At 32.6% G+C, this 18,091-nt stretch carries 14 protein-coding genes; 1 reads left to right on the top strand and 13 read right to left on the bottom strand.

Going from position 1 to position 18,091, the window contains the following annotated elements; genetic code table 11:
* Positions 1-200: 200 nt before the first annotated feature.
* The 12 genes from Q1W72_RS15915 to Q1W72_RS15970 form a co-directional block, all read right to left on the bottom strand.
* On the bottom strand, positions 201-1,925 hold the full coding sequence (locus Q1W72_RS15915) for a sodium:solute symporter (protein WP_099715262.1): 1,725 nt from the start codon (positions 1,923-1,925) through the stop codon (positions 201-203).
* A gap of 122 nt (positions 1,926-2,047) precedes the next feature.
* Complete coding sequence (locus Q1W72_RS15920; RefSeq protein ID WP_302136382.1) at positions 2,048-4,579, bottom strand: PIG-L family deacetylase; 2,532 nt, start codon at positions 4,577-4,579, stop codon at positions 2,048-2,050.
* A 138-nt stretch (positions 4,580-4,717) separates the two neighbouring features.
* Positions 4,718-5,266 carry a hypothetical protein gene (locus tag Q1W72_RS15925; protein ID WP_099715264.1) on the bottom strand — a complete coding sequence of 183 codons (549 nt, stop codon included), beginning with the start codon at positions 5,264-5,266 and terminating at the stop codon, positions 4,718-4,720.
* 174 nt (positions 5,267-5,440) lie between these two features.
* Positions 5,441-5,947 carry a hypothetical protein gene (locus Q1W72_RS15930; RefSeq protein WP_302136385.1) on the bottom strand — a complete coding sequence of 169 codons (507 nt, stop codon included), beginning with the start codon at positions 5,945-5,947 and terminating at the stop codon, positions 5,441-5,443.
* Between the two features lie 178 nt (positions 5,948-6,125).
* Positions 6,126-6,443 carry a hypothetical protein gene (locus tag Q1W72_RS15935; RefSeq protein ID WP_099715266.1) on the bottom strand — a complete coding sequence of 106 codons (318 nt, stop codon included), beginning with the start codon at positions 6,441-6,443 and terminating at the stop codon, positions 6,126-6,128.
* 191 nt (positions 6,444-6,634) lie between these two features.
* Positions 6,635-8,356, bottom strand: a complete 1,722-nt coding sequence (locus tag Q1W72_RS15940; protein ID WP_302136387.1) for a hypothetical protein — start codon at positions 8,354-8,356, stop codon at positions 6,635-6,637.
* Between the two features lie 211 nt (positions 8,357-8,567).
* Positions 8,568-9,767 carry an AI-2E family transporter gene (locus tag Q1W72_RS15945; protein WP_099715268.1) on the bottom strand — a complete coding sequence of 400 codons (1,200 nt, stop codon included), beginning with the start codon at positions 9,765-9,767 and terminating at the stop codon, positions 8,568-8,570.
* Positions 9,768-9,957: 190 nt separating this feature from the next.
* A complete protein-coding gene (locus Q1W72_RS15950; protein ID WP_099716316.1) occupies positions 9,958-10,488 on the bottom strand; it encodes a mechanosensitive ion channel domain-containing protein in 531 nt (176 codons plus the stop codon).
* 13 nt (positions 10,489-10,501) lie between these two features.
* A complete protein-coding gene (locus Q1W72_RS15955) occupies positions 10,502-11,086 on the bottom strand; it encodes a Maf-like protein (protein WP_302136389.1) in 585 nt (194 codons plus the stop codon).
* Complete coding sequence (locus tag Q1W72_RS15960) at positions 11,079-11,999, bottom strand: geranylgeranylglycerol-phosphate geranylgeranyltransferase (RefSeq protein ID WP_302136391.1); 921 nt, start codon at positions 11,997-11,999, stop codon at positions 11,079-11,081. The genes Q1W72_RS15955 and Q1W72_RS15960 overlap by 8 nt, the downstream gene beginning before the upstream one ends.
* Before the next feature lie 152 nt (positions 12,000-12,151).
* Positions 12,152-12,679, bottom strand: coding sequence for an HAD family hydrolase (locus tag Q1W72_RS15965; RefSeq protein ID WP_099715271.1), 528 nt, complete (start codon positions 12,677-12,679; stop codon positions 12,152-12,154).
* The gene (locus Q1W72_RS15970) at positions 12,663-13,436 is read right to left on the bottom strand and encodes a Rossmann-like and DUF2520 domain-containing protein (RefSeq protein WP_302136394.1); all 774 of its coding nucleotides are present in this window, start codon (positions 13,434-13,436) and stop codon (positions 12,663-12,665) included. Before Q1W72_RS15970 ends, Q1W72_RS15965 begins: the two co-directional genes overlap by 17 nt.
* A gap of 200 nt (positions 13,437-13,636) precedes the next feature.
* Between Q1W72_RS15970 and ccsA the strand changes: the two genes are divergently transcribed.
* Positions 13,637-16,837, top strand: coding sequence for a cytochrome c biogenesis protein CcsA (ccsA, locus tag Q1W72_RS15975; protein WP_302136395.1), 3,201 nt, complete (start codon positions 13,637-13,639; stop codon positions 16,835-16,837).
* A 53-nt stretch (positions 16,838-16,890) separates the two neighbouring features.
* Here ccsA and Q1W72_RS15980 read toward each other — a convergent pair whose 3' ends face one another.
* A complete protein-coding gene (locus tag Q1W72_RS15980; protein WP_302136397.1) occupies positions 16,891-17,436 on the bottom strand; it encodes an AraC family transcriptional regulator in 546 nt (181 codons plus the stop codon).
* Positions 17,437-18,091 lie beyond the last annotated feature (655 nt).

Here is an 18,091-nt window from a genome sequence, read left to right on the forward strand (position 1 = left end):
CATAGAATTATCATTGCTTTGCCAGTTTGTTATTGCTCCTCTTCCAAAGTAGGAGAGATTTTCTCTATAGAAGTTACATAAGCAACATTCAAAAGCTAAAAAAATAACCGCAGATTCACAGATTAGCAATATAAAAGTCTGTGAATTTGCGGTTAATAGTTTTTAAAAACTAAAACAATAATTTGTTTTACTATTTTTATTTAGGCTGTAATCGCTTTCTGTTTTCTGAAAATAGTCCATTGTAACAGCAACGAAATAACAATCGTTAACATTGCTCCAATGAAATTAAGCCATAAATAACCCAGTTTTTCTTCTCCGCTTGGGAAAATATAAATAGCGTAATAGTAAATGATAAAAATAGTAATCTGACTTACTACGGCACTGTAAAAAATAGCTTTGGACTGTACCTTGTGTAAATAAAAACCAACCAGAAAGATTCCCAATACAGTTCCGTAAAATATGGATCCAATGATGTTTACCAATTGAATTAAATTTTCAAACAGCGTTCCAATACACGCAAAAAGTATTGCAATAACTCCCCACAATAAGGTAAAGAATTTTGTAGCATACAGATAATGTCTTTCTGATTTTTCTTCTTTTACATTCCGTTTGTAAATATCAATTGCGGTTGTAGATGCCAATGCATTCAGTCCTGAAGCGGTAGAAGACATGGCAGCTGAAATGATAACGGCCAACAACAAACCAATAAGTCCTTTGGGTAAATAATTAAGGATAAAATGGAAAAACACATAATCTTTATCATTGGTTTCACTGTTGCTATCGGCTTTCAGGATTATTTCTTTAGCCCGATCTCTTAAATCTTTTTCTTTATTGGACAAAGCCACTAATTCTTTTCTAAGAATGGGATTGTCATAATCTTGATTGAGCTGATCAATATACAAAAGGTTAATTACTTTTTTATCTTCGGATAAGTCACCTAATTTTTTCTCCAAAGCATTGTATTCACCTTTGTAAGCCGATTTTTCAATCATGGCTTTGTTGTTTGGATTAAAATTTAACGGAACAGGATTGAATTGGAAAAAAACAAAAACCATAACTCCGGTCAATAAAATAAAGAACTGCATCGGTACTTTTAAAAGTCCGTTCATGATTAGTCCCATTTGACTTTCTCGAACTGATTTCCCTGATAGATAACGCCCTACCTGCGATTGGTCAGTTCCAAAATAAGCCAATGCTAGGAAAAAACCTCCTGTGATTCCGCTCCAAAAAGTATATTTTTCCTCTGGGTCAAAAGAAAAATTGACAATATTCATTTTGTCATTTGCGCCAGCGATATGCAACGCACTGGTAAATGTCATGTCATTAGGTAAATAATGCAATATCAGAAAAAAGGTGATTAGCATTCCCGACATAATCACAAACATTTGTTGTTTCTGAGTTACATTGACTGCTTTTGTTCCTCCCGAAAAAGTATAAATAATAACCAATACACCAATAATAATATTCATGTAAGTAAGATTCCAACCTAATATTGCCGACAAAATAATTGCTGGCGCATAAATGGTTAATCCGGTTCCTAAACCTCTTTGGAACAAGAAAAGAATGGCAGCAAGGGAACGGGTTTTTAAATCAAATCTTTTTTCGAGGTATTCATAAGCCGTATATACTTTGTATTTGTGGTATAAAGGGATAAAGGTGACGCAAATTACCACCATAGCAATTGGTAATCCAAAGTAGAATTGCACAAATCCCATTCCGTCATGATAGGCTTGTCCTGGAGTGGAAAGAAATGTAATTGCACTGGCTTGTGTTGCCATAACAGAAAGTCCTACAATGTGCCAAGGTGTTTCATTACTACCCAGAATAAAGTCTTCAACATTTTTACTTCCTTTAGTTTTCCAAGCACCGTAAATTACGATGAACAATAAAGTAACTATGAGTATAACCCAATCAAATAATTGCATAATTTAAGAGTATAATTTCATGATGAGACAAAAGATCAGGATGTATATTGCATTGGCTACAAGTACCCAGGTATAATTCTTCTTCCAGGTTTTTATTTTTTTTGTTTCCATTTTAGATTGGGTTAAGGCTTGATTTTTTGTGGAGGAATAGTTTCAGATGATTTTAGCGAAATGATATTGGAAATTAATTTATACGCACCGGTAACGCCTTCGGGTAATTCTCTAAAAAAGCTTAAGCCCGTATAAATATAGTGTCCTTTTCCGTAAGGAGCAATTAGCAACGCACCATTTTTTGGTGTTTCTCCTTTATCATTGGAAGATAGAATAGGAGTGAAGGCTTTGTCGTACTCACTTGGGTAATACAACCCTTGTTCTTGTTTCCAACCTTGAAAATCTTTAGAAGTGATTTTGTTTGGGAAATTCAAAACGGGATGGTTTGGTGCTAAAAATCGAACTTCAGCATTTTCTTCGGTTACACGGTCGCGGGACAGTTTTAATGGATAAGGTGCAATGTTTTCGGTTATAAGATCACCTGCAGTATTGTACTGAACTAGCATTGTTTTTCCACCTTTTACAAAGTCAAAAAGTATCGTTTGCTTATTTGCTAATGCTGTAACAGTATTGTAGGCACGAACACCAGTCATTACTACATCAAAGTTTTCTAATTTTTCGGGTGTTATTTCTTCGGGTTTGATCAGTGTAACTGTGTAACCCAACTGAGTCAGACTACTTGGAACTTCATCACCAGCACCCATAATATATGCAATTCTTTCTTCATTCGTTTTTAAATCTGTTTTGATGCATTTGGCTTCAGCTGATTTTAAAACTTGCTGTTTGGTGATGTGGTCATAATTAATGATGATTTGTTCTTTGTCAAATCGTTTATTGTCAATTATCGCCACGCTTTTGGCCACAGCTTCTTCAGATTTATTTGGCGCAGTTACTTCAAAATAAACAACTTGCTCAGTTCCCTTTTTTTGAATGTTAAAAGGAATCGATTTTGGAGAAACACCCCAGTTTTGAGGAAGTTCAAGCTGCAGATTTCCCTTTACGGCATCTTTACCAGCTTTGATTTTTACACCTACATACTTGATTTTGGTATCTTTAAAAAGCAATACTTTGTCTAGAATTGAAGTGGTAACTTCAGGAACGATGTCCAGATAATTATACACTTCGCCTTTTACATCGTCATTGTATTTATAAACTACAGTTCGCTCAAATGGGATTTCGATTCCGTTGATTTGAACGTTAAATACCACTTTTGCTTCCCGAATAATATCCGGAATTCCTATATTTTGTTGCTGATTTACGGCATACATCCCAACGGTTCCGTTTTCTCTTAACCAATACGGTTGTGTGTAGTTAATTGATTCGGGTAACTTTAAATCTAAGTTGATGTTGTTTAGAATATTATTTTTTAATTCGCGGTTTTGAGGAGTGCTTATTTGTTCAGGTAAAGTGGTCACGCTCACTAATTGTATTGGCGCTGAACTTCTGTTAATGGCTTCAAGTTTGAGTTTTATAGTGCTACCGGGAGTCGCTTCCTGATTTTGGGCTACGGCTTCAAGATACAAACCGGAACAGGCTGCTATAATTTCTTTTATGGCTGCGGATTTCAATGGTGCCCAGTGATTTTCATCCAAAGCTTTCATCATAGTGTAGGCTTTCGCCAAATTTGGAATACTTGCCGAAGGATTATTGTGGTTGAACTCAGCTGCAATAGTTGTTAATAATTCTCCTATGGCTTTTCCTCCTTTTACTCGGTTCCAAGTGGTGTCAATTCCTTCAAAAAGAGATTTTTTTTCTTTTAAAGCATCTCCATTTATAAACTCTAAATATTCTGTTTCTTCACCACGCGCTCCTGTGCTTCCAAAACCTTGCGATTGATGACGGCTGCGGCTTAATGCTGCTATTTCCTGATTTGATTTTCCTAATCCGGCATAATAAACTCCAGTTTGCAGGGCAATTAAATTCTTTTTATCGGCTGCATTAAATTTTTCGATAGTTCCATAAAACCACCACGAAGTATTAAAAAACTGGCGTTTGGTTTGCCAAGGTTTTACAAATTGTAATTGTTCCGGAAAAATAGTTGGGTCGTTGGCCAGTTCAAAGCTTTCTACACTCAACATTGCCGATGAAGTATGATGACCGTGTGTAGTTCCTGGAGATCGATGATCAAACCTGTTGACAATTACATCGGGTTGAAATTTTCGGATGGCCCAAATAACGTCTGCCAATACTTTTTCTTTATCCCAAATTGCTAATGTTTCTGTTGGGTTTTTCGAAAATCCAAAATCATTGGCACGAGAAAAAAATTGTTCTCCTCCATCAATTTTTCTAGCTTCGATAAGTTCTTGGGTTCTTATTACACCTAATAATTCCCGCAATTGTGTCCCTATTAAGTTTTGACCACCATCACCGCGTGTCAATGACAAATATCCCGTTCTGGCTTTTTGCTCATTGGACAAATAAGAAATTAATCGGGTATTTTCATCATCAGGATGTGCTGCTATATAAAGTACCGAACCAAGAAAATTAAGCTTTTGGATTTGATTGTAAATTTCAACAGAATTTGGTTTTTGGGGTTGTTGCGCAATTGTTATTTGGCAACATAAAAGAAAGGTTAGAATAGCTGATACGTATTTTTTTTGCATTTTTTAAAATTTAATTTGCAGTAACTTCAAATGTAGGAATTAAATAATTTCTTCTGAAATGTTTTGGGTTTTCTTTAATAATAAAAAAAGAGAGAAAAACCCATTTAGGCTCCCTCTCTCTTTTAAATAATATTGTGATTAATCTCTATCACGTCCGTTTCCGTTACCACGACCATTTCCATGTCCGTTTCCATGACCATTTCCGTTATTTCGGTTATCATGTTTTTTATATTCTCTACGGTCATCATTATCATATCTTCTATGATTATCATTTCCTCTTTGGTTTACATATACTCTACGGTTATTGTTATACCCTATATTTCTTTGTTCTCTTCCATGATATCCTCTGTAATATTTTACTTTATGACTTTTGAAATGGTTGTAAGGTCTTGAACCATGATAATCGTTTAATACTACTTTGTATCCACCATATAAATCATAGTTTCTATATTGGTTTGGTAGGTATCTTGAACGTATCCATCTTCCTCCACCAAAATAAATAAACTGTGTGGCTCTTACGTCATAATAAGCTTCTACATCTGGTAAATAATAATATTCTGCTTCTGCATATCCTACCGGTCCCCAAGATGGAGCAGTACCTATGTTTAAACTTACTGAGACTTGTGCATGTATAGTACTTGATGCAAAAAGGATAATTCCTACGGCGATTAGTTTTAATGTTCTCATTTTTTCAAATATTTAATTAGTAATAATTTTTTTATAATAGCTCGTTATTACGATGCTTTTTGAATAAAACCAACAACTGTGCCAAAACGAAAAAGTTAACATTAAGGATTAACGTGCTAAAAAAAAGAGAGCCTCATTGCTGAGACTCTCTTTATTAATGATATGAAATCGGTATTAATGTTTTCCATTTCCATTATTCCCTTTTCCACCTTTGTTCCCGTTTCCGTTCCCATTATTTCCGTTTCCGTTATTCCCTTTATTCCCTTTACTTTGGTATACTTTGTTATTATTACCACGATTAGAACCGATAGATTTTTGAGGTTTACCTTTGTATCCTTTGTAATATTTTACTTTATGGGTATTAAAGTTACTGTATGGTCTTGAACCATGATAATCGTTTAAGACTACTTTGTAACCATTGTACAAGTTATAGTTTCTGTATTGATTAGGTAGATTTCTGGAACGAATCCATTTTCCTCCACCAAAATAAATAAACTGTGTGGCTCTGATATCATAATAAGCTTGAATATCCGGTAAATAATAATAATCTACAGCTGAGTAACCAGCGGGACCCCAAGCTGGTGGAGTACCTATATTTACATTTACTGAAACTTGTGCTTGCATCGTATTTGCGGATGCAAAAAGTATAATTCCTGCGATGATTAATTTTAATGTTTTCATTTTTCAAAATTTTAATTAGTAATTAATAGATAGTAATTTTTAGTTACTATTTTATCTCCTCTTGTGATAAAGCCAACAATTGTGCCAATATCATATATTTAACATTTTATTGTGTTATTTTACTTCATAAAAAAAGGAAACGAAGGCTCGTTTCCTTTTTCTACAGTTATAAATTTATTTACAATAAAAGGATCAATAAAAGGATAACTATTATAATTGCACCTACAGATAAGTATACACCATTTCCTGTAGATTTTAATTCGGCTTTAATGGCACGTACTTCTTTTCTTAATTCTTTTTTCTCTGAAGAATTCAAAGAAGATTTATCCATTGCTTTTATTTCGTCTAGACGATTAAGCAATACTTTAACTTCAGCAGGAACTTCTTTTGGGTTGTTTGAAACCGAAGTTGGATTTTTTTCTGCAGCTAACATTTGAGTTGGAACAACACTTAATGATAATACCATCATCATTAAATAAAAGGTGACTTTTTTCATTTCTTTTAGAGTTTTAGTTATTAATTTAATACATTATAAAAGTAAGCAATATTAACAGATGAAGTCTTATATAATTATGATATTAAATTATATAATTTACACTATTAGATTATTTTTTTTACTTTAATGTTTTTAAAATTAGGCCTTTAAATTGGTTTTATCCAAAATTAAGATTGCCGGATTCACGTTTGTTATTTGAAAATAACAGTACGTGGCTTACCTAATTCAAAATCCTGAAAGCCAAAATCAGTGGTTTCAAAAGAGTTGGTTTTGAAAATATTTTCACCATTACCCGGTATGGACGGATAGTAGGAAAGTGAAATTTGGAAAGAGCTAAATACTAAAAAATCATTGTTTATTATTAACCCAATCCCAATTTTGGAATATGCTTTATTTTCCAATAATCCTTTTTCGGGATTTCCCAGCATAGCAATTGAATAGTTAAAATAGGGGTTTAATCGAAATCCCCAAAGATTCCATGGTGCATAGGCTTGAGTTTGCAACGTTAGGATTGCTTTTTCGGTTCCATAATTAGCACTATTAAATCCTTGAATTCCGTAATTTTCATTAATATTAAGTTGGTCACCTATAACATTTACGCGATTGGAACCAATAATTAATTGAGGTTTAACAAATTGTCGCAATTTCCATTTCCCAATGCTCATCAAATTAGTAAAATAATTAGCTTGAAAAGAAAAAGCATTCTGTTTCGTGTTTGATTTTTCAAAAAAAGTACCCAGCTCAAAATTAGCACTTAGAAATCCCCATTTGTAAAAATTTCCAAAAGCTGCCCGAGCGCCTAGATAGTAACGTCCTTGATTGTTTTTATGTTGATAGCCAGAAGTTATTCCAAATATTTTTCCAATGGGTACATCTTCTATAATTCCATTCTTGAAAATGTAGCTGTCTTGAACGAACTTTCGGGAGGTGATTCCAATTCCGATAAGCGAAAATTTTTCATCAGAATAAAAATCATTGGGATCGTAATCAATTGTTGGACTCTCCAGGTATTTTACATTCAAAAACCGACCGGCAACTACTAAATTTGTAGTTCGGTCACTCTCCGTATTACTTTTAAAAATCCTAAAGGCACGACCAAACCATACATCCTGTGAGTTGTATTTGAAATTTTGGTAAGCAAAAGCGGCATTACTATCAGGAAGTGTATCTTTTCTAAACTGTTTGTCAAAATAGATTCCGCCAGCCCATTTTGTAAATGGAGAATAAAATAGGCGTTCAATATTGATACTTTTACCATAATAATCGTCGAAATCTATACGATAATTTACAGTGGTTTTAATGAATGTATTTTTGAAATTTGGAATCGTGTAGGCTACGCGATAAGCATTTTTACCATCACTGAATCTGTTTCTGAATTCATTATTAAATTCATGACCGGAACCCAGAATATTTCTGTCGTTCAGTTCAAAACTGCTTCTGGAACTTGATATGGAACCTTTTGGAATTATACTCCAAGAATCTAAAACCCGAATGTAAATATCTACGGAATCCTTATTGTTTTGAATTAATTGCGGAGTTACATCCACACGGCTGATATAGCGTTGTGTTCTTATCAAACGTTCAGATTCTTTTACCAATAAGGAATCTAAAGGCTTGTTTTTTTTGATAAGCAATAAATTCTTAATGGCAAGTCTGTTCGTTTTAATGTGAATTCTGTTTCCGGTTCGCTCAGCCCAATTTCTAGCTTTTTTTGTAGTGTCAATTTCGGAATAGCCAAATGGATCTAAAGTAACAATATTGATGTTCCTGATAATTTTTCCTTCAAAGTCTTTGAATTTTTTCGGAACTATTTTTTTCTTTTTGGTTTTTACATTAACAGGTCTGAAAACTAATTTATGAAGAAGTTTGGTAAATTTATTTTTCTTGGAATAGGTCTGGATTTGTTTATACATCCCTGAAGAATCTTTTTCCTTTTTGTCTACTTGAGAAAAAGAAATCTGATAGCAGCAGAAAATCAAAATAATTAGAACCAGTCTTTGTTTTTTAAACATGATAAAAAAATAATTTTAAACATTGTTAACGAAACAAAAGAAAAAATCTTTTAGTATGAGTTCGAATTAACAAAATTCAGAATTTGAATAGTCGAATATACTATTTTAGAAACTATTCATTGGTTTTATTCGCTTCTTTTTCGGTTGTTGTTTCAGTAAATACAGGAACTACAATATCGGTTTTGATGATAGTTTTCTTTGGTGTTGATTCAGAATCAAACAACGGTAATTTAATATTATGCCAGGTATACGTTTTTGGTAAATGATCTCCCATCAGGTATCCCCAAGGTTCTAAAAATTCAATTCTATCAAAAATTACTTTAAGGACCGCGAGAATCGGAAGTGCTAAAAACATACCGGAAACTCCCGCAATTGCACCACCTATGATAATTCCAATAATCGATACAAACGCATTTATTTCTACTTTAGAACTTACAATCAAAGGAACTAGAATGTTATTATCAATTAACTGAACAATTATTGTAATCACAATTACACCAACAATTATGGATAAATCCGGAGAACCGGTTAGCGAAGCTACAATACTTAGCACTCCTGCAAAAAGTATTCCTATATAAGGAATCAGATTTAAGATTCCAGTGATAATTCCCAGCAAAATAGCGTATTTTACACCTATAACCATAAATCCAAGCGTTGTCATTGTTGAGACTAAAATCATTTCAATGATTAAACCCACGATGTAACTGTTGATGGCTACTCTTATGTTTGTCAAGATATCTTTCAATTGTTCATGGTTTTCTTTTTTGAACAACTTGGATAAAAACAGTAAAAAATGAGTTCTGTATAAAAGAATTAAAAAAGTATAAATAGGTATCAATGTCAAATTTACCAAAGTATCCGTAAACGACATTAAAGTAGTTCCAATCAACTCTTTTCCTTTTTCCATGGAATCCTCAGTGGCAGTATCAATATATTGCTTCTGTTCCCAAGAACTTAAATGAAAATTGTCTCTGATAAATCCTTGAATATTTCGGAGATGAATGTTGATGTTTCTTTCAATTTTATCAAAATCAGCTGCAAAATCACTAATTTGAAATGATAGAAAAACAAAAAGTCCAATGAAAATCAACACAAATAAAATTACTGCCAACATTACCGCCAAAACATGTGGAAAATAGAGTTTTGATTTAAAAAATTGAACGATAGGATACAATAAAATAGCAAATAAAAACGACATCATTATGGGAACCAAAATATCCTGACCGATATAAAATATAAAAGTAAGCGCTATTAAACCCAATAAAACCAGGGTTAGTTTGGCATAAAACGGAAATTTTAAGATGTCATTCATATTTTCTTATTTTTTAAATAACGCATTTACCATTCAATCCTGAATCGTACTGTTTTTAATTGACAAATATGAAGAATTAAAGAAATTAAAGTATTATATATTTCTCATCAATAGTTGTAAAATTATCACTTTTAATCAATCGATTTGCAAAATAGAATGAATTGATAATTATATTTTTATAAAATGCTGATTAATCCATGAATTCTTTATCATCAAAATGGTCTTTCAGTATCGAAATCCCTTTTTGCAAGAGCAGATTATTAGGGTAAATGATTTTTTCTCCATCGATAGTTTTTAAATATACATGAAAAGCTCCAATATCCTCAATCTCTGCTTCAATGGGAAAATCTTTATCATGGATTTTTATTACGTCACCAATTTTAAACGGAAAAGAAAAAAACAAAATAACACCAGATGTGATGTTACTCAAAATTGACCATTGAGCAAACATCGCAACTCCCACAACAGTTGTGATAGACGAGAGTGCAATAAAAATATCTTTGGTCTGAACTCCCCAAATGATTATTAAGGCAATAACCACCAAAATATTGATGAATAAATGAATGTATTTAATCACTAAATTGGTTCTGTGTTCCAGCGTTTGATTCGATTTTGCATAGCTTCGAACCAGTTTTGTAGAAAGAATACGAAATAATATCAGCAAAATTCCCAGAATTCCAGTTGCAATCAGTTCTCTTGTGTATTCTTGAAAAAAGGCCATATCCATAATTTAATTATGCTAATTTACTTAAATATTCATATACTTTATCCGTAGGCATTCCCATCACATTTGCATAGGAACCTTCAATTTTTGAAACGCCAATAAAACCAATCCATTCCTGGATACCATAGGCTCCGGCTTTATCATAAGGTTTGTAGTTGTCTAAATAATAACGAATCGATTCGTCGCTTAATTCATTGAAAGTAACTTTGGTAACTTCGTGCATTACATCCGCTTTTTCATTGGTTTTAAAACAAACGGAAGTGATTACTTCGTGCGTTGTATTTGATAATGATTTTAAGATTTCAAAGGCATCTTGCTCATTTTTTGGTTTACCCAAAGCCGTATTGTTATGCCAAACGATGGTATCGCTGGTTACCAGAATTTCATTCGGTTTTAACTCTCCTTCAAAAGCGCTTGCTTTCAATGCAGCTAAATAATTAGTGATTTCCTCTGCTTTCAATTCTGGAGGATAAATTTCTTCAATTTCTTTCAATCGAATTTCAAAATCCAAGTCTAAATCCTTGAAGAATTGCTGGCGTCTCGGTGAACCCGAAGCCAGAATTAAAGTGTATTTTTTTAATTTATGTTTAAGCATTATATTTTATATTTAAACTTATAACAACAACAGACAGAATTCCAAATAACAGAATCCATTTTAACAGCAAGCTCAGCGCATGAAACTCTTTTTTGGATTTTGCAGTCCAAATTTTTACGGTGAAATAAAACAATGGTCCCACGACAAAAAGCAATAAATATACAGTTGTAAACACTAACTCAAGTAGGTATTTATTGATGTAATACAGCATAAAAAGAATAGGAATAAAGCTCAGTCCAAAAACTATTTTTGCAGTTCTGGATTTGCCTATTGCAATTGGCAATGTGTTCATTCCCTGGTTATAATCACCATCAATATCTTCTAGATCTTTAACAATTTCTCTCATGAAATTAAGAAAGAAAGTGAATAGGGCGTAGTCTAAAAGAATAGAAAAAACAACTCCCAATTGTTGTTGGTTTCCTTCATGAATCGTTGGAAATAAATCAAAAATCCCAATGATAGTCACACTAAAAGAAAGCAACAATGCCACAATAACATTACCAATAATGATCATTTGTTTCAGGCTTGTAGCATACAAATAAAGCGTCGCGGCAATCAAAATAAAAATAGACGCAAAGCCTGGTTTTACTATAACATTTGATAAATAAAAGCCAATAGCTACACCAGTAACAGTAAGACCAATGTATAGATTATAGGCATTGGTTTCAGAAATGGTTTTGCCTACAATTACGTTGTTCGGTTTGTTTATAGTATCTGTGTTTTGATCAAAAATATTATTGATGACATATCCACCTGCAGCGATAAAAATGGTTGATAAAACCAATAATCCATATTGCCAATCAGCTAATGCCAAAGGAATATTCTGAAATTTAAAAAAAACATACCGGAAAATAAGCTGCATAAAAGCAAGCATCAGTAGGTTCTGGTATCGGATTAGTTTAAGGAACTTCATATTTAGTGTTCAGTATTCAGATTAGAGGATCTAGTATTCAGGGGTCAGTTCTTATGGTTTATGTAAAATTCAGTGTTCAGAAAAAAAAAGAACTAAATTACTTTTTAATAATCATTGCAACTGATTACTAAAAACTGACGACTGATTACTAATTAATCGTGTTTCCCATCAAAATGAGCCATCCATTTTCCTTGCGCTTTCATCACTTGTTCGATAACATCACGAGCAGCTCCTTTTCCTCCGTTTTTGTGTGAAATATATCTGGAAATAGCTTTGATTTCAGGGCTTGCATCCTGAGGACAAGCGGGTAATCCCACTAATTTCATCACGTGATAATCAGGAATATCATCGCCCATGTACAAAACGTGTTCTGGATTGATATTGTAAACATCGGTATATTCATCAAATGTTTCTACTTTGTTTGGTATCCCTAAATGAATATCTGTAATTCCCAGATTACGTAATCTAACGCGCACACCTTCGTTACTTCCTCCCGAAATAATACAAACATTATAGCCGCTTTCTACGGCAGCTTTCATAGCATAACCATCACGAATATTCATGGTACGAAGAATTTCTCCTTCATTGGTTACAAAAACAGAACTGTCAGTAAGTACGCCGTCTACGTCAAATATAAACGTAGTAATATCATTCATTATTTCTTTATAACTTCTTGCCATTATGTTGTATAGATTGTGTTAGTGTTTTATAAATTGCGAGGTGGTTTTCATTGGACAAAAAAACTTCATGTGCTTCGATAGTTGCAGTATCATTGCGTTTAGCCGGTCCAGTTTGAGCTTCTGACGGCGAAAGTAACATTATTTTTTGAGCTGTTTCTGTAATTAAAGGGTTTAAAATTTCAAAAGGAACCTGATGCTCCTGACAAATTTCCTGACCTATTTGGTACAAATGATTCGTGAAATTATTGACAAAAACCGCTGCAACATGCAAGGCTTTTCTTTGTTCGGAGTTGATAGCGAATATTTTATCAGAAATTGATTTGGCCACTTTATCCAATAATTGATAATCGGTTGCATTTTCGCTTTCTAAACAGATTGGAATAGTTCTGAAATCAACCGGCTTGTTTTTGGTAAAAGTCTGTAAAGGATAGAAAACACCTTTTCGATTATTGTCATCCAAAACATTCAAAGGAACACTTCCCGAGGTATGAACCACCAAGCGATTTTTGAAAGGAAGTTGTGAAGATATACTTGCAATGGCATCATCAGAAACCGCAATAATATACAAATCAGCTTCAGCTAAAGCATCTAAATCATTTGTAATCTGACTTAAATCGAGTAGGTGAGAGACGCTTCCTATTTGTCTTGAAAAAACTTGAACCAATTCGATTTCAGCTCCCATTTTTTGGGAATTTTGAAATGCTGCAATCAAATGTTGTGCTACATTTCCTGAACCAATAATAATTACTTTAGTCATTTGACAAAATTAGCAAAAAAATATTAAGAGTTTTATTCAATTTTGGATTGGCTAATAAACTGTAACTCCAATTAAAATATACTTTTATTCCAAAAAACGAAGCTACTTAATTTTGGATTAAATTAACAAATGTGCGAATATAGAAGTCAACATTTTTAAGTACTTTTGTGGCACTTTTATAAAAACATAATCCCTTAAAAATGGATAAAAAAATATTTTCTTTTTTGTTTTCTACTCGATTAATGGCTTTTTTATTTATTGTATATGCGGTTTCCATGGCTACTGGAACTTTTATCGAAAGCAAATACAATACCGACACAGCAAAAATTTTAATTTATAACTCATGGTGGTTTGAGGCCATACATGTATTTTTCATGATTAATTTCATTGGAAATATCAAGCGTTATCAGTTATTGAAAAAAGAAAAATGGGCTACTTTATTACTCCATTTATCTTTTATCTTCATTATTGCCGGTGCATTTGTAACCCGTTACATCAGTTATGAAGGGATGATGCCTATTCGCGAAGGCGCTGCTGAAAATCAAGTTTTTTCAGATAAAACGTTCCTGACTGTTTTTGCAGATGGGGAATATAAAGGAGAAATGAAACGCAGGGTTTTTGAAAAACAAGTATTGCTTTCTCCAGCGACTAACAATGATTTCAGTATTTCAGGTAAATTTGCTGATACACCATTTGAAGTAGAATATGAAAACTTCATCATGGGTGCCAAAGAATACATTAAACCAAATCCTAATGGGACTGTATTTTTAAAAATTGTAGAAGCCGGAGACGGAGGTCGTCACGAGCATTTTTTGAAAGACGGTGAAGTTCAAAATATTCATAATGTATTATTTGCTCTAAATAAATATACTGACGGAGCCATAAATATCAATACAACAGGAAGTGCCTATACTATTCAAACGCCTTTTGAAGGAAACTTCATGAGAATGGCTGATAAATTACAGGGTAAAGTCACTAAGGATAATGCACAACCATTGATGATGCGTTCACTGTATTCTATCGGCGAAATGCGATTTGTATTTCCTGATCCTGCGGTAAAAGGTGTTGTTGATTATGAATCGGAAAATGATTTTAAAGCAAAGAATCATGAAGATGCATTAACTGTAAAAATCTCTGCCGAAGGTCAAGAAAAGACAGTTACAGTTTTAGGTTCCAAAGGTAAATTAGGAGATTCTAAAACAGTGAAAATAGGAAAAATCGATTATACTTTTTTCTACGGAAGTAAAGCCTACGTTTTGCCATTCAAGATAAAATTGAATGATTTTATTGCGCAGAAATATCCAGGAACAGAGAAAAGTTATTCTTCATTTGAGAGTAAAGTTACTGTTCAAGACAAAGAACCATTTGATGCCAGAATATTTATGAATAACGTTTTGGATTATGATGGATACCGCTTTTTTCAATCGGGTTTCGATCCTGATGAAAAAGGAACTATTCTATCTGTAAACCACGATTTCTGGGGAACTGCAATTACGTACAGCGGTTATTTTATGCTGTATTTTGCAATGATGGCGATTATGTTTACTAAATATTCCCGTTTTGCGGATATTAAACGCAAATTAGAAGTTGTAAAAATGAAGAAATCTAAACTCTTGACGATTCTGATTTTGTTGTTCAGTTTCAATAGTTTCGCGCAAGAACAAGAACACAATCACGCAGAGCATGAAGGTCACGCTCATACCGAAGCTGCACCTGCAACACATGCCAATCACACTAAAAAAGTATTTAGTCAAGACGAACTGAATGCTTTGATTACTAAATATAAAGTTCCAGAAGTACATGCTGCAAAATTTGGTAGACTTGTAATTCAAGACGGTGGTGGTAGAATGAAACCTATCAATACGTTTTCTTCTGAATTGTTGCGTAAAGTAAGTCAGGATGATTCATACAATGATATGAATTCAGACCAAGTTTTCTTATCAATGACTCAGTATGCCAGTTATTGGATAGAGATTCCAATTATCTATTTAAGAAGAGGTAACGACAGTTTAAGAAAAATAATCGGTGTTGATAAGAAAGCTAAATTTGCACCTTTTGTAGCTTTCTTTGATGCTAAAGGGAATTATAAACTTTCTAAATATTTAGAAGAATCATTTAAATCGGCTAACCCCAATCAATTTGAAAAGGATTTTATCGAAACAGATAAAAGAGTAAACTTGATGGAATCTGCGTTAAGCGGACGAATATTGAAAATTTTCCCTATTCCGGAGGATAAAAATAATAAATGGATTTCTTACTTAGAATTGAACGAATCGGGATTGAAAGGAATGGAAGCTACGTATACTAAAAACGTACTGCCATTGTATTTTGGTTCGTTAGCTAATGCTTCTGTTTCTAATGATTATAAAACTGCCGATGAATTACTGGAAAGTATGAATGGTTTCCAAAAACGTTTTGGCAGTAAAGTGAGACCAAGTGAAGAAAGAATTACATCAGAAGTGCTGTATAATAAATATGATGTTTTCAATAAACTTTTTTATTGGTATGTTTTAGCGGCGATTTTGATGTTGTTTTTTACGATTTTGCAAATCTTCAAAGAGCGCAAAGTATTAGCTATAACAGTAAATACAATGCATATTATTATAGGATTATTATTTGCATTGCATACTGTAGGCTTAATTGCCCGTTGGTATATTTCCGGTCACGCACCTTGGAGTAATGCGTATGAATCGATTATATATATTGCTTGGGCTACCATGTTTTTTGGTTTGGCTTTCGACAGAAAATCAAAACTTACTGTGGCTTCATCAGCTTTTGTAACCGCAATGATTCTTTGGGCAGCAAATCTAAACTGGATTGATCCGGAGATTGCAAATCTGCAACCAGTTTTAAATTCGTATTGGTTGATGATTCACGTTGCAGTAATTGTAGCTAGTTATGGCCCGTTTGCATTAGGATTTATTTTAGGAGCAGTTTCATTGTTGCTGATTTTGTTTACCAATGAAAAAAACAAAGCCAAAATGGATTTGAATATTCAGGAAATCACTTATATCAATGAGTTAGCATTAACGATAGGGTTGATTATGTTGACTATTGGAAACTTCCTGGGCGGACAATGGGCCAATGAGAGTTGGGGACGTTATTGGGGATGGGATCCAAAAGAAACTTGGGCCTTGATCAGTATTATGGTCTATGCTTTTGTAATTCATGCTCGATTTGTTCCTTCTTTACGAGGAAAATGGATTTTCAATTTGATGAGTATGTTTGCTTTTATATCTATTTTATTCACCTATTATGGTGTAAATTTTCACTTGGTAGGATTGCATTCGTACGCAAGTGGAGAAGCGCATTCATTGAGTTGGATCTGGTATTCTCTTGGAGGAATAACTTTATTTGGAGCTATTTCGTATCCAAAATACAAGAAGTATTATAAGAAATAAGATTTAATTATTTCATCATAAAAAAGGTTCAACTTATAAAGTTGAACCTTTTTTTATTCCTCAAATTCTGTTCTATTCATTTTATAATATTCCAATGGAGATACACCTGCAATTTCTTTGAAACTTGTAAAAAACGGATTGTATGAAGTAAATCCAACCTTTTTTGATAAGGAATCTAAAGTGTTATTTTTTAAGTAGTTTAACTCAATGTGTTTGATGGCATCATGTATGCGAATTACTTTTTTATATTCAGAGAAAGAAATTGTCGAGTGGTATTTAAATAAATACGAAATATGGCTTTTGGGAATTTGTAAGCTGTTAGCTAAATCAGTTATTGTCAAATTTGCATTTCTGAACAATTCAAATTTCAATGATATGCTTTCAATTTCCTTGATATAGTTAATAATGTTTTGATCTATTTTTTCTTTAAGAATTAAATGTTGGCTATTATTTAATTCAATATCAGGAGTCATTTTCCAAATATTATTCAATACTAAACTGTTGTTTTTATTCTCATTGATCTTTTGGTGTAGCACATTATATCCATAAAGAATTTCAGGAGAAATTAATATTTTGAATAAAATGGTTAACCAAATCATAGCCGATATCCATTGGTAACTGTGTCCTTTGATACTTTCATCGAAATATATTTCTATGATGATTGATATAAAAAGTCTGGATATTGTGAGTACAAGAGCACTAAATAAAAATAGTGTCCAGTTGTTAATTAATTTATTTTGCTTTTGAATTACTTTGATTTCACCTTTTCGGGTCCAAATTTTAGTCTTTAGTATTCGAAAACATAAAATAACATAGACTATTGCAAAAATAAAAAATAGTCCATATAAAATAACTCCTGTCCTTTCAGAATCAAAATTGAAATGATTGCGATTAATTATAAACAGAAAAAAAGATACAGGAAAGATAAAATGCAAGAGCTCCTTCGAGTTGATTTTCTTTCTATTCTCAGACAAATTTTTAAAATACAGATAGCAAATAGGAATTACGACTAATGATAGGTTTGAATATTTAAAATAAGTATTTCTAAAAGATGGGTCGAAAATAAAATAGGTAAAACCAGATAAGAAGAAACGTAATGAAATTATAAGTATTAATAGAATGATGTATAGGTTCATTATTCTATTGGATTTATAATTTGTAAAAATTAAAAAAGTGGTTATAAAACCAATAATACCAGTAATTATGAAAAATAAATTTGAAAGCATTTTTGTTTAATTTTTATACGTTTAAAAT

The organism is Flavobacterium sp. ZE23DGlu08, from assembly GCF_030505335.1.
GTDB lineage: Bacteria > Bacteroidota > Bacteroidia > Flavobacteriales > Flavobacteriaceae > Flavobacterium > Flavobacterium algoritolerans.

What these genes read in the sequence shown, in the direction of transcription:
- Q1W72_RS15915 (WP_099715262.1), bottom strand. Translation starts at nt 1,925, where the DNA reads ATGCAATTATTTGATTGGGTTATACTCATAGTTACTTTATTGTTCATC.
- Q1W72_RS15920 (WP_302136382.1), bottom strand. Translation starts at nt 4,579, where the DNA reads ATGCAAAAAAAATACGTATCAGCTATTCTAACCTTTCTTTTATGTTGC.
- Q1W72_RS15925 (WP_099715264.1), bottom strand. Translation starts at nt 5,266, where the DNA reads ATGAGAACATTAAAACTAATCGCCGTAGGAATTATCCTTTTTGCATCA.
- Q1W72_RS15930 (WP_302136385.1), bottom strand. Translation starts at nt 5,947, where the DNA reads ATGAAAACATTAAAATTAATCATCGCAGGAATTATACTTTTTGCATCC.
- Q1W72_RS15935 (WP_099715266.1), bottom strand. Translation starts at nt 6,443, where the DNA reads ATGAAAAAAGTCACCTTTTATTTAATGATGATGGTATTATCATTAAGT.
- Q1W72_RS15940 (WP_302136387.1), bottom strand. Translation starts at nt 8,356, where the DNA reads ATGTATAAACAAATCCAGACCTATTCCAAGAAAAATAAATTTACCAAA.
- Q1W72_RS15945 (WP_099715268.1), bottom strand. Translation starts at nt 9,767, where the DNA reads ATGAATGACATCTTAAAATTTCCGTTTTATGCCAAACTAACCCTGGTT.
- Q1W72_RS15950 (WP_099716316.1), bottom strand. Translation starts at nt 10,488, where the DNA reads ATGGCCTTTTTTCAAGAATACACAAGAGAACTGATTGCAACTGGAATT.
- Q1W72_RS15955 (WP_302136389.1), bottom strand. Translation starts at nt 11,086, where the DNA reads ATGCTTAAACATAAATTAAAAAAATACACTTTAATTCTGGCTTCGGGT.
- Q1W72_RS15960 (WP_302136391.1), bottom strand. Translation starts at nt 11,999, where the DNA reads ATGAAGTTCCTTAAACTAATCCGATACCAGAACCTACTGATGCTTGCT.
- Q1W72_RS15965 (WP_099715271.1), bottom strand. Translation starts at nt 12,679, where the DNA reads ATGGCAAGAAGTTATAAAGAAATAATGAATGATATTACTACGTTTATA.
- Q1W72_RS15970 (WP_302136394.1), bottom strand. Translation starts at nt 13,436, where the DNA reads ATGACTAAAGTAATTATTATTGGTTCAGGAAATGTAGCACAACATTTG.
- ccsA (WP_302136395.1), top strand. Translation starts at nt 13,637, where the DNA reads ATGGATAAAAAAATATTTTCTTTTTTGTTTTCTACTCGATTAATGGCT.
- Q1W72_RS15980 (WP_302136397.1), bottom strand. Translation starts at nt 17,436, where the DNA reads ATGATTTGGTTAACCATTTTATTCAAAATATTAATTTCTCCTGAAATT.